This window comes from Aeromonas sp. R7-4 (assembly GCF_040908055.1).
In the GTDB taxonomy this organism is placed as follows: Bacteria; Pseudomonadota; Gammaproteobacteria; order Enterobacterales; family Aeromonadaceae; genus Aeromonas; species Aeromonas sanarellii.
Genome location: NZ_JBFODA010000037.1, coordinates 1 through 26,237, shown reverse-complemented (window position 1 = coordinate 26,237; position 26,237 = coordinate 1). Strand labels below are relative to the sequence as shown.

Here is a 26,237-nt window from a genome sequence, read left to right as displayed (position 1 = left end):
GGCACAGCCAACAGCCGCCCCCAGTGGGGCGGCTTTTTTATTGCCTCGCCCACGACGACAAAGAAAAAGCGCGCCTGCCGGTCGGCAGTCGCGCTTTGCTTACTCTCTCGGTGCTATCCCGCCCTTGACGAGGCGGAATTCAACCCTGGGCTGCCGAGCCAGCCCCGGGCTCAATGGGAAGGCTTACCTGGCGCTGCACTCCTGGATCACGGCGGTGCCCGGCTTAGCCGCAGCCGGATCCACCTTCACCAGCACGCTCCACAGACCCTGCGGCAGGGTGATCTTGTTGTTGGCGCTGGCTGGCTGGGAGAAGGCAAACGGATAGCCTGTCTCGGCCTGAACTTCACCACCGCCATTGATCAGGTACTCCTTGCTCCAGTCCTCGTTGGCCACCTTGAACTCTGTGGTGCCGGTGTAGTTGAACGCGACCTGATAGATGGCGAGATCGCCCTCCATCCCCTTGTAGCTCAACTGGTACTGAGGCTGGGGATTCCAGTCAGACAGCTCACCCTTGACGAACAGGTTGTAGCCGAGCGGGTTGCCCGCCACCGTATCCAGCACCTTGCAGCCCTGCACCGGCTCGGTGTAGCTGACGCTCAAGGTCGGCTTGTCCTTGTTCATGGCGGTAAAGACGAACTTGTAGGTGCCCGCCTTGTCCACATTGAACGGCAGATCCCCGCCGTTGGCGCAGAGCGAGCTGACCTGGCCGGTTGCCAGCTGGTCGGTATCGCTGCACTTGCCGTAGTTGACGGGGCCGCCCCAGTCGCTGCCGGCGATCTTCACCTGGGTCGTCCCCAGCTGATCCGTCGTCACTTCGGTGGTGAACTCATAGGTGTAGTTGCCACTGAAGCTCATCTTGTTGACCGGATCCCAGGCCCCCAAGAAGCCACGGACAAACACCTCGGTATCACCGAAGGGTGGCAAGGTGCTCAGATCCGTCTTCTTGCTCACCGGCAGACCCGCGCCCTGGGCGCCGTTCTGCGGCTTGACGAAGACGGCGGCGGACCAGGCACCCAGGGTCAGCTCACCGTTCCCCACGGCGGCGCCGCTGGCGATACTGTCGACGTCGCGATGGGCACCGCTCAGCACCAGACCGGAGAGGTCGATGGGCTGATCGTCGCCGTCACGGAAGTCGCCGATGCTCTGGCTCTGGCTGGTGGCGTTGATCATCACCACCAGGCCGTCGATGGCCGGATCCAGATCCGCGCCGGCCTTGCTGCCATCGTCCACCGTCATCACGATGAGACCCGGAGTCTGATCCGGCCCGGTGTTGCGGAAGTCAACCCGCTTGATCACCTCGGCACCGCTGCCCAGACGCAGCAGGCGGGAGGATTGACGCAGCTCGGACAGCTCCTGGTAGAAACTCACCATCTGCACCATCTCGGCCGAACCCGGCTTGGCGTGCTGGCCGAGCACCTGCTCGATCAACTCGTAGTTGGCCTCGTCCTTGTCCTTGCGCGGCAGGCCCTTGTCGAAGTTGTTGTCGCCCAGGGTATAGTCGACCCGGTTGTACCAGTCGCCGGAGTCATAGCTGTCCCGCTCCATGGACTTGGAGCGCAGCAGTTCCACCCCGGCGTGGGTGAAGGGAATGCCCTGACCCAGCATGGCGGTAGCGAGCGACACCCCCTGCATCCGCACCAGATCGGCCCCCGCCGGCGCCTTGTAGACCAGGTTGTCGAACAGGGTCTGGTTGTCGTGCTTGTCGACATAGTTCTGGATTTCGGTCGGATCCTGGGCATAGCCCGCGGGCTGACCGTTGTAGTCGATGTCGGACCCCTTCTTCGGCACGCCGTCCTTGTCGGTCAGCACGAACTCCTTGAGGTTGCCCGCCATACCGAGGCGCACCAGGTCTGACTGGTGCAGGGCGGTGGCGAGATCGACGCCGTCCACCTCGTTGGCATCCACCAGGGCACCGTTGCCAAAGCCCTGGGTCTTGCGGATGGCGTCGCCGCCGTCGAACGGGCTGCCGCCGCGCACCGCATCCCGCAACCGGTCGGAGAAGGAGCCGATGCCGGTACCGGCCAGGTGTTTCTGGGTCGCCTGCACGAAGCGCTTGTCATCCTGCACTTCGCCGAAGTTCCACCCCTCGCCGTAGAAGTACATGTCCGGGTTGACCTTCTTCACCTCGGCCAGGGCCTGCACCATCTGATCCTTGGGGTGGTGACCCATCAGGTCGAAGCGGAAGGCGTCGATCTTGTAGTCCCGCGCCCAGGTGACCAGGGAGTCATCCATCAGCTTGGCGAACATGGCGTGTTCAGGTGCCGTGTTGGAGCAGCAGGTGGAGTTTTCCACCGAGCCGGTCTCCGGGTTCAGGCGCTGGTAGTACCAGGGCACTATCTTGTCGAGCACGGACTTCGGCCCCAGGCCCGCCTCGTTGGTGTGGTTGTAGACCACGTCCATCACCACGTTCATGCCGATGTTCTGCTTGATGGCCATGACCATCTCGCGGAACTCCTTGATCCGGGTCGTCCCCTCCGCATCGGTGGCGTAGGAGCCTTCCGGCGTGGTGTAGTGGTAGGGGTCATAACCCCAGTTGAAGGAGTCCACGCCGCGCAGATAGCCGTACAGCTCCTGCACGACCGGGTTCTCCTTGCTGTCGCTGGCTTGCAGATCTGCCAGCACGGCCTCGATGGTCTGGCCGCCGCCACAGTGGCTCGCAAATTTGGAGTTCTTGACCTCGGCATTGACCTCGCACAGCTTGCTGAAGTCGTCGCCGATGTTGGCCACCTTGGCCGGATCCTCGTTGACGGTGGCGATGTCGAACACTGGCAGCAGGTGCAGGTGGCTGACGCCGCTCTTGGCCAGGGATTGCAGGTGCTTGACCGGCACGCTGTCGGGCTGGGTCAGGCCGAGGAACTTGCCGCGCTTCTCTGCATCGGTCGAGGCGTCGTTGCCGGTCAGATCCCGGACATGGGCCTCATAGATGGTGATGTCGGCGGGGTTCTGCTGGCTGTGGGGCGCCTTCAGGCTGTCCCAGCCGTCCGGCTTGAGGGCCGGATCGTCGAGATCCACCACCTGGCTGAACTCGGAGTTCATGGCCAGGCTCAGGGAGTAGGGGTCGGTCACCTGATAGGATTCCAGCTTGCGGCTGACCGGGTGATAGACCTGGATGTCGTAGCGATAGTATTTGCCCACCAGATCGCTGCCCCCCTGTACGCTCCAGCTGCCGCTGGCCTCGTCCAGGGTCATGGCACGCTCACCGATGGCGTTGTGCTGCTCGTCGAACAGCGCCAGCTTGACCGACTTGGCGGTCGGTGCCCAGAGCCGGAAGGTGACATTGCCCCCCTCGACCACGGCACCGTAGGCCAGTTTGGTGGCGGCATCGCTATAGAGGGCATCGAGGGCACCGGCGCTCTGCACCAGGGTGGCGCCCTGCAGGATGCCGTCGGCATCGGTGCCGATGGCCACCAGCTCACCCTTGAGCAGGGGCTTGAGATCCTGCCCCGCCGGCAGGGCGAAGGCGGCGGCATCCTTGAGATGCGGGTACTTGGCCTGCTGCTCGGCCGTCAGGCTGGTCGGGGTCAGCTTGAGGTAGGGGAAGTCGAACACCCCCTCGGCGTTGGCGGTGATGGTGCCGGACTCGGTGTAGTAGAGGCGGACGTGGGGCTTGTCCTTGCCCCCTTGCCAGATCAGGGTATTGCCGTCGATCAGGTGGGCGCTGGCCCCCGCCACGCCGAAGGCGGCGGTGAAGGCGTCGGCCCGGCTGCCGAAGATCTCGTTCTTGCCGGCGACTATGGCCACGGTGCGATCCGGGTGATCGCTGAAGACAACCTTCATGTCGGCGCCGGTCAGGTTCGCCAGATCGCCGTTGCGGGCGATGAAGTTGATGCAGCCTTCCATCTTGCTGAGGGGCACCACCCAGCTCGGGCCGAAGCTGTCCGCCGCGGACGGCGTCTTGCTCTTGTCGTCCCAGCTCGCGTTCAGGCCGCCGTCGGCGGTGGAGTTGCAGGCGTCGTTGTTCCACAGGTGCAGGCTGTGACCCGCGAAGGGGCCGTCGACGCCACGGGCCGCGCTGCTCTGGGTGTCGACCAGGGCGATGACCGCCTCATTGGGACCGGCCACCAGCTGCTCGGCCGGGGGTTGCACATTGGGAAGGCGAGCGACGGGCTCATCCTGGGGAGTCGGGGTGGAGGGTGAAGAACTGTTGTCGTTACAGCCTGACAAAAGCGCGAGCAGTGAGGCTGTTACCAGCGCCACCTTGGTCTTTTTCATATCCATTTTTTTATAATTCCCGCTGTAGTTGGTCTCGATACTCGAGGTGCCCGGTCGTGGCCGAGCGGTGTCATATTAATCAGCGGAGATTGTCGTAAATGTGAGCGGATGGGCAAAAAAAACCAACCCGTTTCAACAAGATAACGTTTTCATAACGAAAATTGGATCGCGCTCACAGACCGGCAGGCACTTTCGGCCCATACCAGCAGAGAGATGGGGAACACGGGCGAAATCAATGCCTAATCAAGCGGATAGAGGGAGCCATGAGAGATGAAACGGATTGAGGAGCAGGCGAGGCGGCTGGATCAGGAGTATCAGGGGATTGCCCAGCTGTTCGATCAATTCTGCCAGCAGGCCGGTGCGCTCGCCGAGCGCTACCACTTCTTCAACTGGCCGGACTACGAGGAGAGTCCGCCCCTCTCCCGCGCCTTCACCCTGCTGGGAGAGCCGCGGGAGCTGCGCCTGCGCTGCCAGCCCGGCGAACGGGGGGCCCTGAACGGCCTCATCCAGGTGTGCGGCGAGGAGGGCAAGGTCCACGCCAGCCTGGGTTTTCGCGCCGACGGCCACCTGCTGCTGGAGCCAGGCCAACTGCTCGATGACCCCCCGGGATTGCTGCTCAGGCTGATGCTGGGCTCCCTCTGGCAGGATCTGGGGGGCAGCGAGGGACAGCGCTGAGCCCGGCGGGACCTCAGCCTCCGGCCACCTCTATGGTCAGGTGCACCAGCTCCTCGTGGATGGCGAGCCGCTCGCGGATCGCCTTTGCCGGCAAGGGGGTCGTCATCTGCAACGACATCGCGGCGGCATACTGCGTCTGCCCCACCCGCCAGACGTGCAGATCGCGGATCTCGGCGCCCGGCAGCTCGGCTATCACCTCGCGGATCTCCGCCACCAGGGGGGCGTCCATCTCCGCATCCAGCAACACGCGCCCCGTGTCCCGCAGCAGCCCCCGGGCCCAGATCGCCACCAGCACGGCCCCCACTATGCCCATCAGGGGATCCAGCCAGTCGGCCCCCCACAGCATGCCCCCCACCAGCGCCACTATGGCCAGCACCGAGGTGGCCGCGTCCGCCAGCACGTGGAGGTAGGCGGCGCGCAGGTTCAGATCCTGATGACCCTGATGATGGTCATGGCCGTGGTGATGATCATCATGGTGGTCGTGGTGATGGCCGTGGTGATGGCCGTGGTGATGGCCGTGATCGTCCCTGAGCAGCCAGGCGCACGCCAGGTTGACCAGCAGGCCCAGCAGGGCGATGCCGATCGCCTGCTGGTAGTGGATGGGGCTGGGATTCAGCAGCCTGGCCACCGACTCGAACAGCATCACTCCCGCCACCCCCACCAGCAGCAGGGCGCTGCTGAAGCCCCCCAGCACCTCGATCTTCCAGGTGCCGAAGCTGAACCTGTGATCCCGGGCAAAGTGGCGGGCGGCGCGATAGGCCAGCACGGAGAGCCCGAGGGCCAGGGCATGGGAGCTCATGTGCCAGCCGTCGGCCAGCAGCGCCATGGAGTTGTAGAACCAGCCGCCGCCGATTTCCGCCACCATCATGATGACGGTGAGCAGCACGGCCCAGCGGGTCTTCTGCTCCGCAAGGGGATTGCCCTGGTGCACGACGGGTTGGTGGCAGTGGCATGAGGTGAGGGATGACATGGATTTCTCCTGAAGACGAGGATGCAATATACTATACCCCAGTATAGTTTTATTGCGCGAGAGGATCCTGCATGTCACACACCATTCACGGCAAGAAGAAGCTACTGGCGCGGGTGCGCCGCATCAAGGGCCAGACCGGCGCCCTGGAGAGCGCGCTGGAGCAGGGGAGCGACTGCGCCGCCATCCTGCAGCAGATCGCCGCCATCCGCGGCGCCGTCAACGGCCTGATGCTGGAGGTGCTGGAGGGACACATGCGCGAGCATCTGGGTGCCGAGGAGGCGACCCCGGCCGAGCGGCTGGAGGATCTGGACCAGGTGGTGCGGGTGCTGCGTTCCTATCTGAAATAACGCCGACAGGTGCGGGGCAGATAAGCAGCCCCCACTCTGCGGCCCCCTTTTACAGCAGAGCGGCTCCAGTCCACCACCCCTTTCAGACTTGAGCCCTCGCCCGCTTTACGCCATCATGACTGCCGATCATTGATCGCCATACCCTGGATTCCATTTCGCAAGGACCCCCCATGTTTGAACACGTCGATGCCTATGCTGGCGACCCCATACTGACGCTAGTCGAGACCTTCCACAAAGATGCCCGCGAGCAGAAGGTGAACCTGGGGATCGGCCTCTATTACGACGAGCAGGGACGCATCCCGCTGCTGGCCTCGGTACAGCAGGCCGAAGCCGCCCGTGCCGCCGCCCCGGCCCCGCGCCCCTACCAGCCGATGGAAGGGGCCGCCAACTACCGCACCGCGGTGCAGCACCTGTTGTTTGGCGCCGACCATGAGGCGGTCAAGGCCGGTCGCATCGCCACCATCCAGACCATAGGGGGCTCAGGCGCCCTGAAGATCGGCGCAGACCTGCTCAAGCGCTACTTCCCGACCTCCGAGGTCTGGGTCAGCAACCCCACCTGGGACAACCACAAGGCGATGTTCGAGGGGGCCGGCATCAAGGTGCACGACTATCCCTACTACGACGCGGCCACCGGCGGCGTGCAGTTCGACGCCATGATCGACTGCCTCGGCGCCCTGCCGGCCAAGAGCATAGTGCTGCTGCACCCCTGCTGTCACAACCCGACCGGGGTGGATCTCTCCCGCGCCCAGTGGGACAGGATCATCACGCTGGTGGTCGAGAAGCACCTCATCCCCTTTATGGATATCGCCTATCAGGGCTTCGGCGACGGCCTGGAGGAGGATGCCTACGCCATCCGCGCCATGGTCGATGCGGGGGTCAGCTTCTTCGTCAGCAACTCCTTCTCCAAGAACCTCTCCTTCTACGGCGAGCGCTGCGGCGGCCTGTCGGTCATCTGCCAGGATGCCGAAGAGGCGGGCCGGGTGCTGGGCCAGATGAAGGCCACCGTGCGCCGCAACTACTCCAGCCCCCCCACCCACGGCGGCCAGATCACCGCGGCGGTGATGAGCCAGCCCGAACTGCACGCCCTGTGGGTCGGCGAGGTGAGCGAGATGCGCACCCGCATCAAGGCCATGCGCCAGAAGCTCTACGAGGTGCTCTGCGCCAAGGTGCCGGGCCGCGACTTCAGCTACTTCATCAACCAGCGCGGCATGTTCAGCTACACCGGCTTCACGCCGGAGCAGGTGGACAGACTGCGCGAGGAGTTCGCCGTCTACCTGGTGCGCTCAGGCCGCATGTGCGTGGCTGGCCTCAACAGCCGCAACGTGGACTACGTGGCCGACGCCATGGCGGCCGTGCTCAAGGGGTGATCCCCGCAAGCCCCGCTCAGGCGGGGCTTTTTGTTTCTCCCTTGCCATCCTGCCCGGAGGTGCCATGGATCTGATCTCCCTCTCCCGTCTCGGCGGCCGTCACCTGGTCACCCTGCACCTGCTGCTGGACAGCCGGAGCGTCACCCGCAGCGCCGAGCGCCTCTGCACCACACCCTCCACCGTCAGCAAGACCCTCAACCAGCTTAGGGAGCTGCTCGGGGATCAGTTGCTCTACCGCCAGGGCAACCAGCTCCTGCCCACCCCCTTTGCCGAGCGGATCGGGCCCGGCCTGCGCCGCCTGCTGGGAGAGCTGAACGGCCTCACCGGCCAGGAGGGGTTTGCACCGGCCAGCTGGCAGGGGGAGCTGACCCTCGCCATGCGCGAAAGCAGCATGATCTGGCCCATGGGGCCCGTGCTGGGGAAATTGATGCAGGAGGTGCCCGGGCTGGTGCCCGTCATCAGAAACAAGGAGGAGCAGGGACTGGCGGCCTTGGCAGCGGGCAAGCTGGACTTCGTGATCCTGCCCCACGACCAGAGCCAACCCGGCCCAGGCCAACCCGGTCTGGTGTGGGAGACCCTGAGGGAGGACAGGCTGGTCTGCCTGCTGCGGGACGATCACCCGGCGCTGGCCGGGTCCTGGGATCTTGACGCCTACCTGAGCTGGCGCCACATCGCCATCCGCGACAACGAGCTGGCCGACCCCTTCTTCGAGCAGAGCCTGGCCCAGTTGCAGGTGCGCCGGCAGATCGCCGCCACCCTGCCGGATTTTGGCAGCGCCGCGGCCCTGCTGCGCCAGAGCGATCTCATCCTCACCGCCATCGAGGGCTGGGCCGATCAGGCCGCGCCCCAGGGGCTGGCGAGCCGCCCCGTCCCCTTCGATTACGGCGCCGTCACCCACAGCCTAGTGTGGTATGGCCCCCTGGGGGGCGATCCCGCCCTGCGCTGGTTCCGCCAGCGGATCCTGCAGCTGGCCCGGGAGATGGACGCCCCCCGATGAGGCCCGACAGCCTGGGGATCAGGGTTTCTTGGTGTAGATGGGGCTGGGGAAGGAGGCGACGTTGCTGCCCAGATCCGTGATGCGGGCGGCCCCCTGCTTGCATACCTGGTCGACCCGCAGCACGTGGTGCATGGGGATCATGGTGCGATTGACGTCGGCGAATTCACTCTTCAACTTCTCGTGGCTGGGGTCGACGATGAGCGCCGTGTGGTTGTCCCACACGAAGTGGGCGATCTCGATGAAGCCGAACAGCTGACCCTGGCTCACTTCCCTGACATAGACTTCGTAACGCTCGTTGTGACAAATAAACTGCACTCGGTATAAGGCGTTGGCTTCACTCATGGGTATCTGTTGATGGTGGGCTGTTTTCCCATTCTAGCCGCCACTGACGGCGTGCCATATAGACAGAGTTCACAGTTGCGTCATATCGGGTCTCAGGGCAGCGACGCGCCGGCCGGCTCAGATCGCTGGCAGCATCACGGGGCCAAACCCCTTGGCCTTCAAGGCGGTGGCCAGGGCCACCAGCTCATCCCCCCTGGCCTGCGGCCAGGCCAGCGCCGCCCCGCGCACCCCGTGATGGCGAAAGCCGTTGAGGCGGATGGGCACGGGGCCCAGCGACGCCAGGAAGGCCGCCAGCCCCTCCGTCAGCTCGCCCGCCCCGTCGAGAAAGTCGCTCTGCCCCGGCACATGGAGCAGGCGCAACTCGGCGAGCCTGCCCCGGGCGGCCAGCAGCCGCAGCGACGCCAGCACCCGATCCCGATCACGCCCAGTCAGGGTACGGTGCACCGGCGCTTGCCACCCCTTGAGATCGATCATGGCGCCGTCCAGCACCGGCAGCAGCCGCTGCCAGCCGGTCTCGGCGAGGGAGCCGTTGCTGTCGAGCAGGCAGCTGAGGTGGGCCAGATCCGGCGCCTCCTTGATGGCCGTGAACAGGGCGATCACGAACGGCAGCTGGGTGGTCGCCTCCCCGCCGGACACAGTGATGCCGCTGAGCAGCGGACCGTAGTGGCGCAGCAGGGCCAGCACCTCGGCCACCGACATCTCGTGGGTCTTGGGGCTGGCGCTGCGGGGGCAGATCTCCAGGCAGCGATCGCACTGGGTACAGCGCGCCTCCTGCCAGTGCACCCTCCCATCCTTCAGACTCAGGGCCCCGCCCGGGCAGCCGGGCACACAGTCGCCGCAGTGATCGCACCCCCCTATGGTGTGCGGGTTGTGGCAGCCGGGGCAACGGAAGTTGCAGCCCTGCAGGAACAGCACCAGCCGGTTGCCGGGCCCGTCCACGCAGGAGAAGGGCAGCCAGCGGCTGACCGTCCCTCTTACGCCCTCCTCATCGCACGCCATGGTCATCCAGGAGCGCCTCGACGGCCACCACCCTGGGCTGCCGCCGGCGGATACCGGTCAGCTCGCTCGCCTCGACCCCGAGGCAGGTGGTCTGCAGTCGCGAGCCTTCGGTCGCGAAGCGGGCCAGATCGCGCTTGCGGATCATGTAGCCGGTCACCCGCACCAGATCGCTGTCCGCCACGTTGGCGCTGAACTCGCGCATGCCGAGGGCGAAGGCCCCCTTGCACAGTTGCAGCAGCGCCTGGGGATTCTGGCGAATGGTGGGATCCAGGGTCAGGATCTCGCTGATCCCGGAGGGATAGAAGCCGTGATGGGGGGCCAGGGCCAGCAGGTGGCTGGCGGGATCCGGCTCCTCACCATAGGGGATGCGCACCCCTGGGGTGACCCCCTGATCCAGGCTGAGTCCCCCCTGGGCGTGCAGCAGGGCGCGCCCGCCCCAGGCGTGGGACTGGGGCCGGCTGGTCACCAGCTCGGCAAGCCGGGCCGAGATGCGATGGCCGAGCCGGTTCGCCCCCTCGTCGTGGCCATAGCGCCCCGCCAGCCCCGCCTTCTCCATCAGCAGATTCACCGCCTCCGCCATGCCAAAGATGCCGAACATGGGCACGAAGCGCCCCTCCTCGATCAACCCCTCCTGCACCAGGAAGCTGTCGAAGAAGCCGGACTCCCGGTGCAGGAAGGCGGCCCGCGCCTCGATCAGCAGGGACGCCTGCTCGCAGTGGTGAGGCAGCATTCTCTCCATGAAATCCTCGACCCCTGCGCTCTGCTCGGCCACCGCCCTGAGGGAGAGTCGCACCAGGGTGTTGGCGCCGCCCCCGAGCGGCAGGGCGTTGTAGCAGCTGACGATGCCAAAGCCGCGCCTGTCGAAGGTGTCGCGGTGCAGCGGGTAGTTGACGATGTGGGGCTTGCTGCACAGGGCTATGTTCTCGACCCCCTGCAGCAGCAGGCTGTCCGGGGTCTGCGCCGGGTCGTGGAACAGGCTGAGGTTAGGCGCCGCCTGCTGGAGCTCGCCGTCGATGCGCAGGATCAGGCGGCAGAGGCGGTTGTCATCGGGGCCGATGTTGACGTGCATGAAGGCGTCCGGCAGCACCCGGTCCAGGTAGATCCAGAAGGCCTTCAGCTTGTGATGCAGGGTCTCGTCATCCAGCGCGCCGACGAAGGGCAGCAGCAGTTGATCGAGCCGGCCCAGCCAGACCGGCATGCCGGTGACGGAGGGCACATGGTGGTAGAGGATGCGCAGGGCGTCGAGGGCCTCATCGAAATCCCTTGGCGGCGCCAGCTCCAGCCAGGCCGAGCCCTGGCGCAGGAACTTTTCATAGTCCGGCAGCACATAGCGCGGCTTGTAGGGGGCGTGCCCCTCGAACATGTCGCACAGCACCCCTCGCGCCATGGCCTCCTGGACGGTGGCGGGCAGCTCGGGATAGGGCAGCGCATTCTCGGCGGCGAGCGCCAGGGCATGGCGCTTCTGGGCCGGCGAGAGCAGGGGGTCGCGCACGATGCGCTGGCAGGTGTCGGTGAAAGACATGGCTCGCTCCTCACAGGGGAATGCCAGAATCCTCACACTCTGGAGGCCTTTTTTGAAGTGACATTCCCAACATGGCGGATATCCAAGAACGACATCCGCCATGCCGGATCACGGGCCTAGCAAAGCCAGGGCAGGATCGCGGCCACGCCCCCCAGCCAGCGCAGCAGGAAGAAGCCCCCCATGCCGACGACCACCACCACCAGGGTCGGCAGCCGCAGCAGGGTCAGCGCGGTCACCAGCAGGGTGGCGGCCAGGTAGTCCGGATCCCAGTCCAGCCCGTGTCCCGGCTCGTAGCTGAAGACGATGGGCAGCCAGATGGCGGTCAGCACCGACTGGGCCGAGAAGCTGAGGAAGGCTCCCATCTCGGCGCCGGGCTGGTAACGGGTCAGCCGGGAGAAGAAGGCGAAGCGGTTGAAGAAGGTGATCAGGGCCAGCAGGCCTATCATCAGCCAGCCCATGATCACCTCCTCATCCGGTGCAGCACATAGCCCACCACCATGCCGGCCAGGGCCGAGACGATGATGTGGATCTCCGCCAGCAGCGGCTTGGTGACGAGGGCCGTGCCGCCGCTCACCAGGGTGGCCGCCACCATGGGCAGGTTCTTCATGGCGGGTATGGTCATGGCGATGAAGGTGGCGGCGATGGCGAAGTCCAGCCCCATACTGTCCAGCCCGTCGATGTACTGGCCGGCGGCGATGCCGAGCAGGGTCGCCAGGTTCCAGAACAGGTAGAAGACGAAGCCCGCGATGAGCGCGTAGGCGGGATTGAAGGTGCCGCTGCGCTCTCTCTCCTTGAGCGCCACCGCGAACATCTCGTCGGTCAGGAAGAAGGCGAGGCTGGCCCGCCAGCGCAGGGAGAGCGGCAGCACGTCGCGGCGAAAGGTGAAGCCATAGAGCAGGTGCTGGGAGGTGATCACCACGGTGGAGCCCATGATGGGCAGCAGGGGAGTGCCCGCCCCGAACAAGGTGGTGGCCGAGAGCTGGGCGGCGCCCGCATAGACCAGCAGCGACATCAGCTGGGCCTGCAGCGGGCTCAGCCCCGCCTGCAGCGCCAGGGCGCCGCACAGGATCCCCCAGGGGATCACCGAGATGGAGAGCGGGAGTATGTCCAGGGTGGCGCGCCACCAGAGCCCCCCCGTGCGCTCGGGCGCGGGGAGGCGGGTTCCTGACGTCATGGGATCATCCTTGTCACTGCCAATGCGAGCCGGAAAAGCTAGCACGGGGCGGGATTGGCTGTCACGCCATGGTCTGCGGCAAAAATGAAACGCCCGCATGGCTGCGGGCGTCGGAGGGCGGGATCAGGGCTCGATGATGATGGGGGTACCGGGCTCGATGGCGTTCCAGATCTCGTCCATCTCGTGGTTGAGCACCGCGATGCAGCCATTGGTCCAGTTGGACGGCTGCACCCTGCGATCCCCCAGGCTGTTGCGCTGGCCGTGGATCATGATCATGCCGCCCGGGTTCACCCCCAGCTCGTTGGCGCGCTTGATGTCGTCCAGGTTCGGGTAGTTGATGTGTATCGCCTTGTAGAAGCCGGAGTTGCTCTTCTTGTAGTCCAGGGTGTAGCGGCCTTCCGGCGTGCGCTGATCCCCTTCCCGCTGCTTGTGCCCCATGGGCGCCGGGCCCAGGGCGACCCAGTAGCGTTTGACTTCCTTGCCATCCTTCATCAGGGTCAGGCTATAACTCGACTTCTTGACCACCACCATATCGGCAGACAGGGTGGCAAAACTCAATGCGGGCCACAGCCCCAGCAAACACAGCAATACGGCTCTCAATTTCCATCCCTCTGCGAGCCTTCAGGGCTCTCTTGTTAGCAAATCATCCGAATGTCGCCACTCTCTGGTGGCGAGCGAGCGCCATGATATGGGATCGCCATGAATTCTCAATATATCGGGAGAAACATATCTGTGACCAGCCTGGCGAGAGCCCCGTTCGCCACGCGGGCCCCCAATGACGAAGCCCCGCCAGTGGCGGGGCTTCGTCTCGTCATGACTGCCCGGCGGGCGCCTCTTGGCGCCGGATCCAGGCCTCGAAGTCCGCCAGCATGCGTGCCTCGGACTCGCGGTTGTCGGCGATGAGCTCGGCCCCGTGCACCACCCGGATATGGGCGTTGAGCGGGGTACCCTCCCCCGCCGGCGGACGCTGGCGTGCCGCCGCCATGCAGGCTTCTGCCTGCTGCCACGCCTCGGCCACTGTCTGGTTGCACACCGTCGCCAGCGGGATGGCGCTGAAGCCCTCGCCGGTCAGGCTCCTGAGTGTCTCGTCGTGGGTCATGCCGTTGCCCGGCCCCCAGTAGTGGGCGGCCAGATCCGGCCCGATGCGCGGGTTGTCGGTGAGGTAGCCGTCGCGCTTGAGGAAGTAGGCACGGGTCTGCTCCACCGCCATCAGCGCCAGCAGGTAGCCGTGATAGGCGCAGGCCGACTCCTGGTTCAGGAGGTGCGGAATGGCCAGCAGCGGGCGCGGGCTCTCCACCCCCAGGATCTGGCGCTCCCAGCGGCGGGCCAGCGCCAGCACGGCATCGGGTGTGCGCTCGCTCTCCGCCATGGCGTAGAGATCCCGCTCGAAGTAGGCCACCAGCGCGATCTGGCGTTCGTTGAAGGCACGAAACGGCTGGCGCGCGGCGATCATGGCCTGGATGAGGTCGTCTGGGATGGGCTCACCCGCCGCATTCCTGGCGTAGCGCTTGAGCCAGTCCGCGTCGTCCAGCAGGCTGTCGCAGAACATGGACTGGGTCTCGGCATAAGCCATGGAGGTGGGTGGAAACTCCTGGGAGAAGCAGGGGGCGTTGCCGGTGACGTTGGCAAAGTGCGCCGCATGGCCCCCCTCGTGGAACAGGGTGTTGAGCCCGCTCCAGCCGCTGCCCACCTGGGCCGGGTTGGCCAGGCTGGTGAAGTTGACCACGGCGGGGACCCACTCCCCCTCCTGCCAGAAGCTCGGCACCGGGCCGTGGCAGAAGCCGTTCTCGTACTTCCCCTCCCGGGTCAGCAGATCCAGGGTCAGGGTGGCGCCGCGGTACTGGATGCCGAGGCGGCGGAAGCTCTCGACCCAGTCCTGCAGCGCCCGGGAGAAGGGCACATAGGGGTCGAGCCGGCGGGTCACGTCGCCGCTCACGCTGTAGCGCAGGTTGTGGGGCAGCAGGGCCTCTTCCCCCTTGGCGGCCTTCAGCTCGGCCAAGCTCTGGTGCAGCCGCTCCTCGGTGCGGGCGATGAAGTCGTCCAGCACCGCAAACAGCTGCGCCGGGCTCATCTGCTCGTTCTTGTGCACCTTGTAGTCGAAATAGTCCCGATAGCCCATGGCCCGGGCGAAGCGGTTGCGCAGGGCCACCACCTCGAGAAAGCCGTTGCCGACCACCCACTGCTCCAGGGTGTGGAACATGGCGAGCGCACTCTGGCGCACCGCCTCGTCGCTACTGGCGGCCAACGCCGTGCTGGCGGCGGGCAGACTGCCGGGCACCTGGCGACCCTGCTCGTCCAGCAGCGTCAGCCTCAACCCCTTGCGACGGGCGAAGAGCTCCGCCTCGGCGGCCACCAGCTCGTCCATCAGGGCGGCAGCCTGAGGATCCTCGATGACGTTGCACTCGAAGAAGGCGATCCAGCCCCCCAGACCGCGCCTGAGCTCGGCCTCCTCGGCCTGGGCCAGCATTTCACGCAGTACCGGCAGGCGCGCCGGATCGGCGCAGAACGCCTTGTAGGCCTGCTCGGCGGCGGTGAAGCCGGCCTGATCGTCGCTGGTGCCCATGTAGGCGGACCAGAACAGATCCTCCTTGCGCCTGTGCACCTGCAGGTAGTCGGCGTTGAGCCGGTTGAGATAATTCCTGGCAATGGAACTCATAACTTCCCTCTTGTTATGGGGCAGCCGCGGGGGCGCCCACTCCTTTTTGGTGAGATGCCGACTCATTCACACTTCTTGCAAATAGAGCGGACAAATTGTGCGACGGGATGCGCGTCATCACGCTACCAAAAGCGGGGGTTGCTGTCTGCTGACTATACTGGTTGCCGGCACGCCCAATTGGCAACCAGCCATCACAACACTTTGAAAGTTAAATGGATGTTAACAATAAAAACGATCAGGTCCGGCCGGCAGACCGGCCATAACCAGACCCGCATGGGAAAGTAAGGAAAAGACTATGTTCAAGCTCGGTGATATCGCCGTGAGTCGCAAGCTGATGCTGCTGCTCTCACTGGCACTGATCGGCTTCCTCGCACTGCTGCTCATCTCGGCCAGTGCCCTGCATCGCAATCTGATGAGCGAGCGGGAAGCCAGGCTGCAGGCTGTGCTGGATCTGGTCATGAGCCGGATCCAGACCCTGGCCGCCACCCTCCCCCCGGAGCAGGCGCAGGCGCAGGCCAAGGCCATGCTCGACAGCATGCGCTTTGACGGGGACAACTACCTGTTCGTGCTGGACGAGAACCGCCATGTGGTGGTGCATCCCGCCAAGCCGGAGCTGGTCGGCCAGCAGATGGGCGGGACGCCCGCCGAATCCCACTGGCAGCGCATGGTGGATCTGGGCAAGGGTGGCCGCAGCGGGCGCCTGGAGTACCAGTGGCTCTCCCCCTCCGGCGAGGCGGCTCAGAAGATGTCGCTGGTGGCCGGTTACCAGCCCTGGGGCTGGATCCTGGGCTCCGGCGTGCTGCTGCAGGACATCCAGGCCACCATCTGGTCCCAGTACCGGCTGATGGGTGGGGCCACCTTGCTGGTGATCCTGCTGATGGGGCTGCTGGGCCTGGCCATCAGCCGCTCCATCGTCACCCCGCTCGCCGAGATCAACCGGGCCATGGCCCGGGTGGCCGCCGGGGATCTGGTGGTGAGCATCCCGGTGCACGGCAAGGATGAACTGGGGGCTGTCGCCAGCGCGACCAACCAGGGGCTGGATGCCATTCGCCACGCCCTGCTGGAGGCGAGCCAGGGCGCCCGCAACGTGGCGGATGCCGCCCTGCGCATCGCCGCCTCCGCCGAGCAGACCAACCAGGCGGTCAACAGCCAGCGGGATCAGCTGGCCCAGCTCGCCACCGCCATGAATGAGATGAGCACCACCATCGCCGACGTGGCAGGCCACGCCGAGAACACGGCACGGGACACCCAGGACGCCACCAGCGAGGCCGGGCTCGGCAACCAGGATGTCCATGCCAGCGTGCACGGCATCCAGGCGCTGGCCACCGAGGTGGAGCAGGCCACCCTGCAGGTCAACCAGCTCAAGGAGGGGGTGATGCAGATAGGCGAGGTGACGGCGGTCATCAGCGCCATCTCGGAGCAGACCAACCTGCTGGCCTGGCCCTCAACGCCGCCATCGAGGCGGCCCGGGCCGGCGAACAGGGACGCGGCTTCGCCGTGGTGGCCGACGAGGTACGCCAGCTGGCGAGTCGGACCCGTCACTCCACCGAGGAGATCCAGAGCACCATCACCCAGTTGCAGCAACGGGCGGTCACCGCCGCCAGCGCCATGGACGCCAGCCGCAAGCTGGCGGAGAGCAGCGTCAACCAGTCCGAGAAGGCGGGTCAGGATCTCTCCCTCATCGTCAACCACATCCAGCACGTCAGCGACATGGCGACCCAGATCGCCACGGCGGCGGAGCAGCAGAGCATGGTGGCGGAGGACATGAACCGCAACGTCAGCGGCATCAACGACTCGGCGCTCGAGATGTCCCAGGCCGCCTCCCAGTTGGCCCGGGAAAGCGAACTGCTGGCCGGACTCTCCCGCAGTCTGGACGAGCGCCTGGCCCTGTTCAGACTGGGCAGCACAGCCCCGGATCTGGCGCCACGGCCGATTCAGGGCTCCTCGTCCGCACATCGGGTCACCCCTCAGCCACGCCACTGACGTGGCACCTCGTCGTCCCCTGTCAGCCTGGCTGACAGGGGACAGACCCTCATCATCCCCCCTGAGAGCCCGCTACGGGCTGTCTCCCCCAAGCCCCGAAGAACAGCCCCCGGGAAGACGGCATCCCGGATTGCGCTGCTCCGATGAGACAGACCTGTCAATTTTTACACTTAATTTTTTAACAAAATATAGTCATGATGAGGGGTCGCCATTGGCGGCACATGACCCTTTTTGTAGTCATTTGGCAAACTGGTTGAAAGGCCAGGACGCAAAGCCTCCGGTCTAAAGACATGACGTCCAGGATAGCGGGGTTGCCACACTCAGGTGTGTCACGGGGTATTCCCCCTGCCAACTTGACTGCCCACATCACCGAACAGAGGAATGTATGGCAGCAACGATCAAACTCAATCACCTCGCGGCGGCGCTGGCGCTGCTGGCCAGTGGCGGCGTGCTCGCCCACGGCTACATCAGCCAGCCGGAGTCGCGCAACTATCTGTGCAAGACGGGTGGCAACAGCCAGTGCGGCGCCATCCAGTGGGAGCCACAGAGCCTGGAGGCGCCGTCCGGCTTCCCCAATGGCGGCCCCGCCGACGGCCAGCTCGCCTCGGCCGGCCACCCGCAATTTGGTGAGCTCAACGCCCAGACCAGCGACCGCTGGACCAAGCGCCAGGTGCAGGCCGGTCCCTTCACCATCGGCTGGACCTTCACCGCCAACCACGTCACCCGCAACTGGCGCTACTACCTCACCAAGCAGGAGTGGAACCCGAACCAGCCGCTGACCCGGGACTCCTTCGATCTCAATCCGTTCTGCGTCATCGACGGGGGCATGGTGCAGCCGCCCAAGCAGGTCACCCATCAATGCACCCTGCCGGCTCGCACCGGCTACCAGGTCATCCTCGGTGTCTGGGAGGTGGGCGATACTGCCAACAGCTTCTACAACCTCATCGACGCCCAGTTCGATGGCGGCACCCAGCCGCCGCTGACCTGGAGCCAGGGCGGGACCATCTACCCCTCCACCGATCTGGCGGTCGGCGACAAGGCCAGGACCCGGGTATTCGACGCCAACGGCGAGCGCACCGATCTGCAGACAGTGCTGACCATAGGCTCCGCCGAGCAGGGTCAGAAGAACAACTGGGCCCATGATCTGGCCGCCAGGATCAACGCCGAGCAGAGCCAGATCCGCGCCGGCCAGCAGGGCAGCGATGGCCAGTTCAACCCGGTCTACGGCCAGAATCCCGTCTATCTGAAGGCGGGCAGCAACCTGCAGCGGGTCGAGGTCCAGCTCGAGCAGCAGCAACCCCCGGTGAGCGACAGCATCAGCGTGAGCGGCCTGGAGAGCGAATACCTGCTCGACAACGGCAAGGTCACCCTGAATTTCACCGTCACGGCCGAGGGGGATCTCGCGGTCACCAACACCCTGTATGACCACGGCGGCGCCGCCAAGGGCCAGACCAGCGCCGACATCAAGGACAGCAGCCAGAGCTTCACCATGGAGGTCGGCGGCCTGAGCGCGGGTCATCACCAGCTGGTGATCGAGGGCAAGCCGAAGGCGGGCGGCGCCCCTCTGCAGCAGACCCTGGATCTGATGTTCAAGGATCCGGCCAGCGGTGGCGACTACCAGTACCGCTTCCCGGAAGGCTTGTCCTCCTATCAGGCCGGCACCAAGGTGCTGCAGCCCAAGGACGGCAGGATCTATCAGTGCAAGCCCTACCCCTACAGCGGCTGGTGCACCATCTGGACCAGTACCGCGACCCAGTATGAGCCCGGCGTGGGCACCAACTGGCAGGATGCCTGGACCCTGGTGAACTGATCCCCGCAAGCAGAAGAGGCCCGAGCGGCCTCTTTTTTGTGCCTGTCATCCTGGCTGCCGCGGCCTCGTGCCGCCGTGGCCCTCTCGGAAACATCCCATGACGAAAGACTACTATGACCCCCTGAGCCGCCTGCTGCACTGGCTGATGGCCGCCGTCATCCTCTACGCCACCCTGGCGGGCTACCTGATGCACCTGGTGATCGACAGCCACCCAAGGCTGTTTCAATTTCTGTCTGAGCTGAACATGTCGATGGCGACCCTGATCACCCCGCTCTTCCTGCTGCGCTGGGGCTGGCGGCACTGGCGGGCCCCCCTGCCCGAGGAGCGGACCCGGTACCACCCCGCCGCCCGGCTGGCTCACGCCCTGCTCTACAGCCTGATGTGTGTGGTGCTGCTGAGCGGCTTCCTGATGCTGGAGCAGGGCTACTCCCTGTTCTGGCTCTACCCGGTCGCCAACCCCATCGATGACCCCGACGTCAACGCCTTCTTCTTCGGCGTCCATCGCGTCGGCTGCCTGGCGCTGGCGGCGCTGGTCCTGCTGCACGTGGCGGCCGCCCTCTACCACCACAGGATCAAGGGGGATCGCACCCTGTATCGCATGCTGGGCCCCCAGAGCGGCCGCTAGCCTGTCTCTGGAACCGGGAAGAGGCGGATAAGCAAACAGGGAGCCAATGGCTCCCTGTTTTTTCGGACGCGGCAAAGCGCTCAGATCTGGTAGTCGACCAGCGGCTCGTTGCTCATGGCCCTGGCCTGGATCTCCGCCAGCGCCAGCTCGGGGTTGCAGAGCTGGATGAACTGCCAGGTGAAGTTGTGCTGGAACTGCCCCTGCTTGAGGCCGATCCAGGCGGTGTGCGGCGCGAACAGCCGGCTGCCGTCCAGCTGCACCAACCCCTTGTCCCGCTGGGGGTCGAACGCCATGTCCGCCAGTATGCCCACCCCCATCTCCAGCTCGACATAGGTCTTGATGACGTCGGAGTCCTGGGCGGTCAGCAGGATCTGCGGCACTATGCCCGCCTCGGCAAAGGCCTCGTCCACCCGTGCCCGACCGGTGAGGCCGGCCTGGTAGGTGACGATGGGCCAGTGGGCCAGGGCCGCCAGGGTCAGATCCCGCTCGGCGGTGAGGGGATGCTGCTCCGGCACCACTATGTTGTGGTGCCAGCGGTAGTAAGGAAAGGCCACCACCCCTTCGCTCTTGTCGAGCTGCTCGCTGCTGATGCCGATGTCCACCTCGCCGGTCTGCACCAGCCGCACTATCTCCTCCGGGCTGCCCTGGCGCAGCTCCAGCTGCACCAGGGGGAACTGCTCGCGAAACGCCTTCACCACCCGGGGCAGGGCGTAGCGCGCCTGGGTGTGGGTGGTCGCCACCAGCAGCCGGCCCGAGTCGCGGTTGGCGAAGGTGCTGGCCAGCTTGCGGATGTTGTCGGCGTCCCCCAGGATGCGCTCGGCGATCACCAGCAGCTCCTTGCCCGGCTCCGTCATGCCGAGCAGCCGCTTGCCGTAGCGGATGAAGAGCGCCAGCCCCAGCTCCTCCTCCAGCTCGCGGATATGGCGGCTGACCCCGGACTGGGAGGTAAACAGGGCATTGGCCACCTCGGTCAGGTTGTAATCCCGCCGGGCCGCCTCCCGAATGATACGCAACTGCTGAAAGTTCACCTCATCGCCTCCTGCGCTGAGTGGCGGTGGCTCGGGCCACCGTCCTCTTGTTATGGATTGCCGGGATCATTGCCCGGTTGCAAGCCTGAAAGGGGGGCCGCGCCGGGCGGCGCGCCCTCAAATCTGGTAGTCGGGGTAGAGCTGTGCCTGCCTAGCCACCAGACGTACCCCCTGGCCGGGGGCGAAGGCCCGGGCGGCCTCCTTGCTCAGCTCGGCCTCGTAGTGGGCGCCTCCCGTCTCCCCGTCACCACGCAGCTCCACCCGGATGCGCGGCCCCATGGGCAGCAGCCGGGTGATGGTGGCGCGAATGCCCCCCGGGGCGTCCGCCGGCAGTATCTCCAGCTCGTGGGGGCGCACATAGGCGATGGCCGCGCTCCCCTCCGCCAGGTGGGAGGGGATAGGGCCCCCCAGCTGCTGCTCGCCGATGCCGAGCCCCTGCCCGGCCACCCGGCCGCGGAACAGGTTCACGCTGCCGAGGAAGCTGTGCACGAAGGCGCTGGCGGGCTGGTCATAGACCTCGGCCGGGGTGCCTATCTGCTCCACCTTGCCGGCGTTCATCAGCACCACCCGATCCGCCACCTCCAGCGCCTCCTCCTGATCGTGGGTCACGAACAGGCTGGTGACGTGCAGCTCGTCATGCAGTTCGCGCAGCCAACGGCGCAGCTCCTTGCGCACCTGGGCGTCGAGGGCGCCGAAGGGCTCGTCCAGCAGCAGCACCTTGGGCTGCACTGCCAGGGCGCGGGCCAGGGCGACCCGCTGACGCTGGCCGCCAGAGAGCTGGGTAGGATAGCGCCCGGCCACGTGGCTGAGCTGCACCAGATCCAGCAGCTCCTTGACCCGGGCGCGGATGGCCGCCTCGTTCGGTCGGTCGGCGCGCGGCTTGACCCTCAGGCCGAACGCCACGTTCTCGAACACCGTCATGTGGCGGAACAGGGCGTAGTGCTGGAACACGAAGCCGACGTTGCGATCGCGCACGTGGAGATCCGATGCATCCTCTCCGCGGATGATGACGCTGCCGCTGTCGGCCTGCTCCAGCCCGGCGATGATCCGCAGCAAGGTGGTCTTGCCGCAGCCGGAGGGGCCCAGCAGGGCCACCAGTTCACCGTCGTGAAAGTCGAGGTTGATATCGGCCAGGGCCGCGTACTGATTGAAATGCTTGTTGAGTCCTTGCACCTGAATGCTCATGGATGCCTCTCTTGATAACCGTTAATTCGAGATCAATGGGACTGGGTCGGCTGACTGCGCAGCCTGGCCAGCAGGGTTTCACCCAGCAGGGTGAAGATCCCGAACAGCGCCAGCAGGCTTGCCACCGCGAAGGCGGCGCCGGTCTGGTACTCGTTGTAGAGGATCTCGATGTGCAGTGGCAGCGTGTTGGTCTGGCCGCGAATATGGCCGGAGACCACGGAGACGGCGCCGAACTCCCCCACCGCCCGGGCGGTACAGAGCAGCAGGCCATACATCAGGCTCCAGCGGATGCCGGGCAGGGTGACGCGCCAGAACATCTGCAACCCGCTCGCCCCCAGCATGATGGCGGCCTCCTCTTCCTCCGGGCCGCGCGCCTCCATCTGGGGCAGCAGCTCGCGCACCACGAAGGGCACGGTGATGAAGGTGGTCGCGAGGATGATCCCCGGGGTGGCGAAGATGATCTTGATGTCGTGCTCGCCGAGCCACTCGCCGAACCAGCCGCGGCTGCCGAACATCAGCACGAACATCAGGCCGGCGATGACGGGGGACACCGAGAACGGCAGATCGATGATGGTGATGAGCAGTTGCCGCCCCGGGAAGCGGAAGCGGGCGATGGCCCAGGCCGCCGCCACACCGAACAGCAGGTTCAGGGGCACGGCGCAGAGCGTCACCAGGGCCGTCAGCCCGAGGGCGCTCAGGGCATCCGGCTCGCTGATGGCGTGCCAGAAGAAGGCCAGCCCAGGTCGCAGGGCCTGGATGAAGACGGTGGCCAGCGGCAACAACAGCAGGGCGGCAAACCAGCCCAGACCTATGGTGATCAGCAGCCATTTGACCCAGGCCGGCTCACGGATGACCGGGGGCTGGCGCACCTGGGTCACAGTGACGGCACCCGGGGCCAGATCGAGACTTGCACTGGATGCGCTCATATACGGCTCCCTCCGATGCGGGCCCAGCTCCAGGCCTGCAACTTGTTGATGATCAACAGCAAGACAAACGAGATCAGCAGCATGACGGAGGCGATGGCGGAGGCCCCCGCGTAGTCATACTCCTCCAGGTGGCTCATGATCATCAGCGGCGCTATCTCGGAGACCATGGGCAAATTGCCAGCGATAAAGATGACGGAGCCGTACTCCCCCACCGCCCGGGCAAAGGCCAGGGCGAAACCGGTCAGCAATGCCGGCACCAGGGTCGGCCACAGCACCCGGGCGAAGGTCTGCCAGCGATTGGCACCCAGGCTGGCGGCGGCCTCCTCCTGCTCGGTTTCCGCCTCCCGCAGCACGGGCTGCAGGGTGCGCACCACGAAGGGCAGCCCGATAAAGGTCAGGGCTATCACCACTCCGATGGGGTTGTAGGCCAGCTCGATGCCGAGCGGGGCGACCCACTGGCCGATCCAGCCGTTGGGGGCGAAGATGGCGCACAGGGCGATGCCGGAGACGGCGGTGGGCATGGCGAAGGGCAGGTCGATCAGCGCATCCACCAGGCGGCGGCCGGGGAAGGTGTAGCGCACCAGCACCCAGGCCAGGATCAGGCCGAACAGGCTGTTGAGCAGCGCCGCGATGAAGGCGGCCCCGAAGCTCAGACGGAAGGAAGCGAGCACCCGGGGGGAGCCGATCACCTGCCAGAACTCGGCGGCGGTCAGGTGGTTCACGGTGAACAGCACCAGCGCCGAGAGCGGCAGCAGCACCAGTATGCCCAGATAGAGCAGACTGAAGCCCAGCGTGGGCCCCAGACCCGGCAGGACGGAATAAGAACTTAATCGCATAACACATCCGTTTGTTATAAATAACTTTAGATATGGCGATTTTGCTCACTGGGGCCAGGGACAACAAACATCAATAACGCCTTTGCTAAGCACTTTTTTATCTAACCACGGTGGAACAAGGCTTTTAGAGCGATAAATATAAAAAAAGGTCTTTTATATAAATAAAAGACCTAACAAAACGGAGCGGTGAAACCGGAACTGCAAAGAGCGTCACTATGGGATCAGGGTGGCGAGCCTGTCTGACATCTTGCGGGAACTCTCCTTGTCATATCGATGGAATATCAACGGAAGCTGAGGGCCGCCCGCCTATCCCACTCGGTCGACGCGGGCTCCACCACCATCTCGGCCCGGCGATGAAGGGTGCTCAGCAGGTTGAGCCCCTGGCTCCACTCCCCATGACCGGATTGGGCATTGATGTGGCCCACCTCGCCGGCATCGAACAGCGGCACCTGCCACTGACGACTCCAATACTCGGCTCGCTCGAAGCTCATCCAGGGATCATTGCGGCTGGCGATCAGCTGGGCAGAGACCTTTATGGATCCCGACAGCGCCTCGTCCGGAATGCCGAAACGAGCCGGATCGGCAGGCGCCACGATGAGGATGGAGGAGACCTTGTCCGGTTGCAGCCGGGCGGCGGCGATCGCCGTCAGGGCACCGAAGGAGTGGGCCACCAGGTGTACCCGGCTGCGCCGGCTCCTGAGCTTGCTCGCCAGCTTGGCGCTCCAGACCGTTAAATCCGGCTTGTCCCAGGGCAGACCCACCATCCGCTGCCACTGGGGAAACTGCTGGTGCCAGCGGCTCTGCCAGTGATCCGGCCCACTGTTGTGCAGACCGGGAACCAGAAGGATCTTGTTCATCTTGGTGTTCCTCGCTGTTGTCACAGGGGCCGGCCAGCCTTAGCCGCCCGGTTGGTAAATCTGGTCGAACAGACCGCCCTGGGCGAAGTGCTTCTTCTGCGCCTTGTCCCAGTCACCTTCCAGATCCTTGACGGTGAACAGGTTCAGGGTGGGGAACTGGGCAGACGTCTCCTTCAGGATCGCCGGGTTGCTCGGGCGATAGTGATACTTGGCGATGATCCGCTGCCCCTCGTCGGAGTAGAGGTAGTCGAGGTAAGCCTTGGCGACGGCTTCGGTGCCGTGCTTCTTGGCCACCTTGTCCACCACCGCGACCGGCGGCTCCGCCAGGATGGAGACAGACGGCACTACCAGTTCGAATTTGTCGCTGGTCCCCGGCTGATTGAGTACCAGCAAGGCTTCGTTTTCCCAGGCCAGCAGCACGTCCCCGAGCCCGCGCTCGATGAAGCTGGTGGTGGCGCCACGGGCACCGGAATCCAGCACCTTCACGTTCTTGTAGAGATCGCCGACGAACTGCCTGGCCCCCTCTTCACTGCCGCTCTTCTTCAGGGCATAGCCCCAGGCCGCCAGATAGTTCCAGCGCGCGCCACCGGAGGTCTTGGGGTTCGGGGTGATGATGGCGACATCCTTGCGTACCAGGTCGTCCCAATCCTTGATCTGCTTGGGGTTGCCCTTGCGCACCAGGAAGACGATGGTGGAGGTATAGGGAGAGGCATTGTTGGCAAGCCGTCCTTCCCAGTCGCTGGCAGTGAGACCCGCCTTGGCCACAGCATCGACGTCATAGGCCAGCGCCAGGGAGACTACGTCAGCCTCCAGCCCGTCCACCACGGCACGTGCCTGCTTGCCTGAACCACCGTGAGACTGGCTCACCACCACATCATCGCCGGTCTTGGCCTTCCACTCCTTGGCGAAGGCGCCGTTGTACTCCTGGAACAGCTCGCGAGTCGGGTCATAGGAGACGTTCAGCAGGCGCACTTCGGCAGCATTGGCCTGGCCAAGCGCCAGCAGGGAAAGAAGGGTCAAAGCGGTCATTCGCAGTTTCATGGTGATACTCCATATCGTTGGGTTGAGTACAGCATGCCCGCTTATTCATATTCCATGAAGAAAGAAAAAGCGCTTTGCTTATCTCTTTACTGTATATCAAACCTTTTCCGAGTGCGGACGCCTGTTCCCGGCCTCTTTCCACCACCGAGATAGTCCACAGATACCGCCACACCGGGCATGAAAAAGCCCGGTCGAGAGACCGGGCCAGTGAATACGGTGCGCCAAAGGGGCATCCAAGATCCGCCCGTTCTGGCGGTTTGTCAGTGGCGGTGAGCGAGAGGCAGGGCACGAGGCTCAGGAGGTTGTGGGCAGAGACGGGCTTGACAAGGAGTGGGCGAGGCGAAGCCCTGTTTGCTGTCCCTTGATTCCCGATTCCCATGCACAAATGCCGGATAGCAAAAAGGCCTTCCCGTCAGGGAAGGCCTTCAAATTAGTGGCGGAGCGGACGGGACTCGAACCCGCGACCCCCGGCGTGACAGGCCGGTATTCTAACCGACTGAACTACCGCTCCGCATTCGGTTAGCTTTCGCTAAATCATTTGCCGCTTCTATGAGGTGTCATCCTCGCAGCCAGTGATGTTATTTTGCACATCGCTGTTTAATTGGGTGCCTGGCAGTGTCCTACTCTCGCATGGCGAATGCCACACTACCATCGGCGCTACAGCGTTTCACTTCTGAGTTCGGCA

At 65.1% G+C, this 26,237-nt stretch carries 21 protein-coding genes, 1 tRNA gene, 1 pseudogene and 1 riboswitch; of the genes and pseudogenes, 7 read left to right on the top strand and 16 right to left on the bottom strand.

Going from position 1 to position 26,237, the window contains the following annotated elements; genetic code table 11:
- Positions 1 to 183: 183 nt before the first annotated feature.
- Complete coding sequence (pulA, locus tag AB5Y72_RS10005) at positions 184 to 4,218, bottom strand: pullulanase-type alpha-1,6-glucosidase (RefSeq protein ID WP_368198947.1); 4,035 nt, start codon at positions 4,216 to 4,218, stop codon at positions 184 to 186.
- A 264-nt stretch (positions 4,219 to 4,482) separates the two neighbouring features.
- On the opposite strand from pulA, the gene AB5Y72_RS10000 reads away from it, so the two are divergent.
- Positions 4,483 to 4,887, top strand: a complete 405-nt coding sequence (locus AB5Y72_RS10000) for a hypothetical protein (protein WP_209794739.1) — start codon at positions 4,483 to 4,485, stop codon at positions 4,885 to 4,887.
- A 13-nt stretch (positions 4,888 to 4,900) separates the two neighbouring features.
- Here AB5Y72_RS10000 and dmeF read toward each other — a convergent pair whose 3' ends face one another.
- The gene (gene dmeF, locus AB5Y72_RS09995) at positions 4,901 to 5,857 is read right to left on the bottom strand and encodes a CDF family Co(II)/Ni(II) efflux transporter DmeF (RefSeq protein WP_368198946.1); all 957 of its coding nucleotides are present in this window, start codon (positions 5,855 to 5,857) and stop codon (positions 4,901 to 4,903) included.
- Between the two features lie 71 nt (positions 5,858 to 5,928).
- Here dmeF and AB5Y72_RS09990 point away from each other — a divergent pair, with 71 nt between their 5' ends.
- From AB5Y72_RS09990 to AB5Y72_RS09980, 3 genes are all read left to right on the top strand, one after another.
- Positions 5,929 to 6,204, top strand: a complete 276-nt coding sequence (locus AB5Y72_RS09990) for a metal/formaldehyde-sensitive transcriptional repressor (protein WP_209794741.1) — start codon at positions 5,929 to 5,931, stop codon at positions 6,202 to 6,204.
- A 170-nt stretch (positions 6,205 to 6,374) separates the two neighbouring features.
- On the top strand, positions 6,375 to 7,571 hold the full coding sequence (locus tag AB5Y72_RS09985) for an amino acid aminotransferase (protein WP_219142827.1): 1,197 nt from the start codon (positions 6,375 to 6,377) through the stop codon (positions 7,569 to 7,571).
- Between the two features lie 64 nt (positions 7,572 to 7,635).
- The gene (locus AB5Y72_RS09980) at positions 7,636 to 8,568 is read left to right on the top strand and encodes a LysR family transcriptional regulator (RefSeq protein WP_368198944.1); all 933 of its coding nucleotides are present in this window, start codon (positions 7,636 to 7,638) and stop codon (positions 8,566 to 8,568) included.
- Between the two features lie 18 nt (positions 8,569 to 8,586).
- Here the strand turns inward: AB5Y72_RS09980 and AB5Y72_RS09975 are convergent, their stop codons facing one another.
- The 7 genes from AB5Y72_RS09975 to AB5Y72_RS09945 form a co-directional block, all read right to left on the bottom strand.
- A complete protein-coding gene (locus AB5Y72_RS09975; protein ID WP_209794749.1) occupies positions 8,587 to 8,910 on the bottom strand; it encodes a DUF1820 family protein in 324 nt (107 codons plus the stop codon).
- A gap of 117 nt (positions 8,911 to 9,027) precedes the next feature.
- Positions 9,028 to 9,909 (bottom strand): YjjW family glycine radical enzyme activase, encoded by an 882-nt coding sequence (locus AB5Y72_RS09970; RefSeq protein WP_368198957.1) that lies wholly within the window; start codon positions 9,907 to 9,909, stop codon positions 9,028 to 9,030.
- Positions 9,896 to 11,431: a YjjI family glycine radical enzyme gene (locus tag AB5Y72_RS09965; protein WP_368198943.1), complete on the bottom strand. Its 1,536-nt coding sequence runs from the start codon at positions 11,429 to 11,431 to the stop codon at positions 9,896 to 9,898. Before AB5Y72_RS09965 ends, AB5Y72_RS09970 begins: the two co-directional genes overlap by 14 nt.
- Positions 11,432 to 11,547: 116 nt before the next feature.
- Positions 11,548 to 11,889 carry an AzlD domain-containing protein gene (locus tag AB5Y72_RS09960; RefSeq protein ID WP_368198941.1) on the bottom strand — a complete coding sequence of 114 codons (342 nt, stop codon included), beginning with the start codon at positions 11,887 to 11,889 and terminating at the stop codon, positions 11,548 to 11,550.
- Between the two features lie 2 nt (positions 11,890 to 11,891).
- Complete coding sequence (locus tag AB5Y72_RS09955) at positions 11,892 to 12,605, bottom strand: AzlC family ABC transporter permease (protein ID WP_209794752.1); 714 nt, start codon at positions 12,603 to 12,605, stop codon at positions 11,892 to 11,894.
- A gap of 123 nt (positions 12,606 to 12,728) precedes the next feature.
- Positions 12,729 to 13,205 carry a murein L,D-transpeptidase family protein gene (locus tag AB5Y72_RS09950; RefSeq protein ID WP_081843603.1) on the bottom strand — a complete coding sequence of 159 codons (477 nt, stop codon included), beginning with the start codon at positions 13,203 to 13,205 and terminating at the stop codon, positions 12,729 to 12,731.
- Positions 13,206 to 13,416: 211 nt separating this feature from the next.
- Positions 13,417 to 15,261, bottom strand: a complete 1,845-nt coding sequence (locus tag AB5Y72_RS09945) for a M3 family metallopeptidase (protein WP_368198939.1) — start codon at positions 15,259 to 15,261, stop codon at positions 13,417 to 13,419.
- Positions 15,262 to 15,556: 295 nt separating this feature from the next.
- Between AB5Y72_RS09945 and AB5Y72_RS09940 the strand changes: the two are divergent.
- The 3 genes and pseudogenes from AB5Y72_RS09940 to AB5Y72_RS09930 all read left to right on the top strand — a co-directional run bounded on the left by AB5Y72_RS09940 (position 15,557) and on the right by AB5Y72_RS09930 (position 19,679).
- Positions 15,557 to 17,244 (top strand): annotated as a pseudogene (locus tag AB5Y72_RS09940) (methyl-accepting chemotaxis protein).
- A 233-nt stretch (positions 17,245 to 17,477) separates the two neighbouring features.
- A riboswitch (cyclic di-GMP riboswitch) is annotated at positions 17,478 to 17,563 on the top strand.
- A gap of 66 nt (positions 17,564 to 17,629) precedes the next feature.
- Positions 17,630 to 19,054: an N-acetylglucosamine-binding protein GbpA gene (gene gbpA / locus AB5Y72_RS09935; RefSeq protein ID WP_368198938.1), complete on the top strand. Its 1,425-nt coding sequence runs from the start codon at positions 17,630 to 17,632 to the stop codon at positions 19,052 to 19,054.
- Between the two features lie 97 nt (positions 19,055 to 19,151).
- Complete coding sequence (locus AB5Y72_RS09930; RefSeq protein ID WP_368198937.1) at positions 19,152 to 19,679, top strand: cytochrome b; 528 nt, start codon at positions 19,152 to 19,154, stop codon at positions 19,677 to 19,679.
- Between the two features lie 80 nt (positions 19,680 to 19,759).
- On the opposite strand, the gene cbl is transcribed toward AB5Y72_RS09930, so the two are convergent.
- The 7 genes from cbl to AB5Y72_RS09895 form a co-directional block, all read right to left on the bottom strand.
- Positions 19,760 to 20,707: an HTH-type transcriptional regulator Cbl gene (cbl, locus tag AB5Y72_RS09925; protein WP_209794757.1), complete on the bottom strand. Its 948-nt coding sequence runs from the start codon at positions 20,705 to 20,707 to the stop codon at positions 19,760 to 19,762.
- 117 nt (positions 20,708 to 20,824) lie between these two features.
- Positions 20,825 to 21,892 (bottom strand): sulfate ABC transporter ATP-binding protein, encoded by a 1,068-nt coding sequence (locus AB5Y72_RS09920; protein WP_325783517.1) that lies wholly within the window; start codon positions 21,890 to 21,892, stop codon positions 20,825 to 20,827.
- A 32-nt stretch (positions 21,893 to 21,924) separates the two neighbouring features.
- Positions 21,925 to 22,818 (bottom strand): sulfate ABC transporter permease subunit CysW, encoded by an 894-nt coding sequence (gene cysW / locus AB5Y72_RS09915; RefSeq protein WP_219142833.1) that lies wholly within the window; start codon positions 22,816 to 22,818, stop codon positions 21,925 to 21,927.
- Positions 22,815 to 23,654 (bottom strand): sulfate ABC transporter permease subunit CysT, encoded by an 840-nt coding sequence (gene cysT, locus AB5Y72_RS09910; protein ID WP_216991654.1) that lies wholly within the window; start codon positions 23,652 to 23,654, stop codon positions 22,815 to 22,817. Before cysT ends, cysW begins: the two co-directional genes overlap by 4 nt.
- Positions 23,655 to 23,935: 281 nt before the next feature.
- The gene (locus AB5Y72_RS09905) at positions 23,936 to 24,511 is read right to left on the bottom strand and encodes an RBBP9/YdeN family alpha/beta hydrolase (RefSeq protein ID WP_368198934.1); all 576 of its coding nucleotides are present in this window, start codon (positions 24,509 to 24,511) and stop codon (positions 23,936 to 23,938) included.
- Between the two features lie 39 nt (positions 24,512 to 24,550).
- The gene (locus tag AB5Y72_RS09900; RefSeq protein ID WP_042078603.1) at positions 24,551 to 25,552 is read right to left on the bottom strand and encodes a sulfate ABC transporter substrate-binding protein; all 1,002 of its coding nucleotides are present in this window, start codon (positions 25,550 to 25,552) and stop codon (positions 24,551 to 24,553) included.
- Between the two features lie 434 nt (positions 25,553 to 25,986).
- Positions 25,987 to 26,063: transfer RNA gene (locus AB5Y72_RS09895), tRNA-Asp, on the bottom strand.
- Positions 26,064 to 26,237 lie beyond the last annotated feature (174 nt).

Bases quoted from the DNA above. Each gene is read 5' to 3' on its own strand.
- pulA (WP_368198947.1), bottom strand. From the start codon at position 4,218: ATGGATATGAAAAAGACCAAGGTGGCGCTGGTAACAGCCTCACTGCTC.
- AB5Y72_RS10000 (WP_209794739.1), top strand. From the start codon at position 4,483: ATGAAACGGATTGAGGAGCAGGCGAGGCGGCTGGATCAGGAGTATCAG.
- dmeF (WP_368198946.1), bottom strand. From the start codon at position 5,857: ATGTCATCCCTCACCTCATGCCACTGCCACCAACCCGTCGTGCACCAG.
- AB5Y72_RS09990 (WP_209794741.1), top strand. From the start codon at position 5,929: ATGTCACACACCATTCACGGCAAGAAGAAGCTACTGGCGCGGGTGCGC.
- AB5Y72_RS09985 (WP_219142827.1), top strand. From the start codon at position 6,375: ATGTTTGAACACGTCGATGCCTATGCTGGCGACCCCATACTGACGCTA.
- AB5Y72_RS09980 (WP_368198944.1), top strand. From the start codon at position 7,636: ATGGATCTGATCTCCCTCTCCCGTCTCGGCGGCCGTCACCTGGTCACC.
- AB5Y72_RS09975 (WP_209794749.1), bottom strand. From the start codon at position 8,910: ATGAGTGAAGCCAACGCCTTATACCGAGTGCAGTTTATTTGTCACAAC.
- AB5Y72_RS09970 (WP_368198957.1), bottom strand. From the start codon at position 9,909: ATGGCGTGCGATGAGGAGGGCGTAAGAGGGACGGTCAGCCGCTGGCTG.
- AB5Y72_RS09965 (WP_368198943.1), bottom strand. From the start codon at position 11,431: ATGTCTTTCACCGACACCTGCCAGCGCATCGTGCGCGACCCCCTGCTC.
- AB5Y72_RS09960 (WP_368198941.1), bottom strand. From the start codon at position 11,889: ATGGGCTGGCTGATGATAGGCCTGCTGGCCCTGATCACCTTCTTCAAC.
- AB5Y72_RS09955 (WP_209794752.1), bottom strand. From the start codon at position 12,605: ATGACGTCAGGAACCCGCCTCCCCGCGCCCGAGCGCACGGGGGGGCTC.
- AB5Y72_RS09945 (WP_368198939.1), bottom strand. From the start codon at position 15,261: ATGAGTTCCATTGCCAGGAATTATCTCAACCGGCTCAACGCCGACTAC.
- gbpA (WP_368198938.1), top strand. From the start codon at position 17,630: ATGGCAGCAACGATCAAACTCAATCACCTCGCGGCGGCGCTGGCGCTG.
- AB5Y72_RS09930 (WP_368198937.1), top strand. From the start codon at position 19,152: ATGACGAAAGACTACTATGACCCCCTGAGCCGCCTGCTGCACTGGCTG.
- AB5Y72_RS09920 (WP_325783517.1), bottom strand. From the start codon at position 21,892: ATGAGCATTCAGGTGCAAGGACTCAACAAGCATTTCAATCAGTACGCG.
- cysW (WP_219142833.1), bottom strand. From the start codon at position 22,818: ATGAGCGCATCCAGTGCAAGTCTCGATCTGGCCCCGGGTGCCGTCACT.
- cysT (WP_216991654.1), bottom strand. From the start codon at position 23,654: ATGCGATTAAGTTCTTATTCCGTCCTGCCGGGTCTGGGGCCCACGCTG.
- AB5Y72_RS09905 (WP_368198934.1), bottom strand. From the start codon at position 24,511: ATGAACAAGATCCTTCTGGTTCCCGGTCTGCACAACAGTGGGCCGGAT.
- AB5Y72_RS09900 (WP_042078603.1), bottom strand. From the start codon at position 25,552: ATGAAACTGCGAATGACCGCTTTGACCCTTCTTTCCCTGCTGGCGCTT.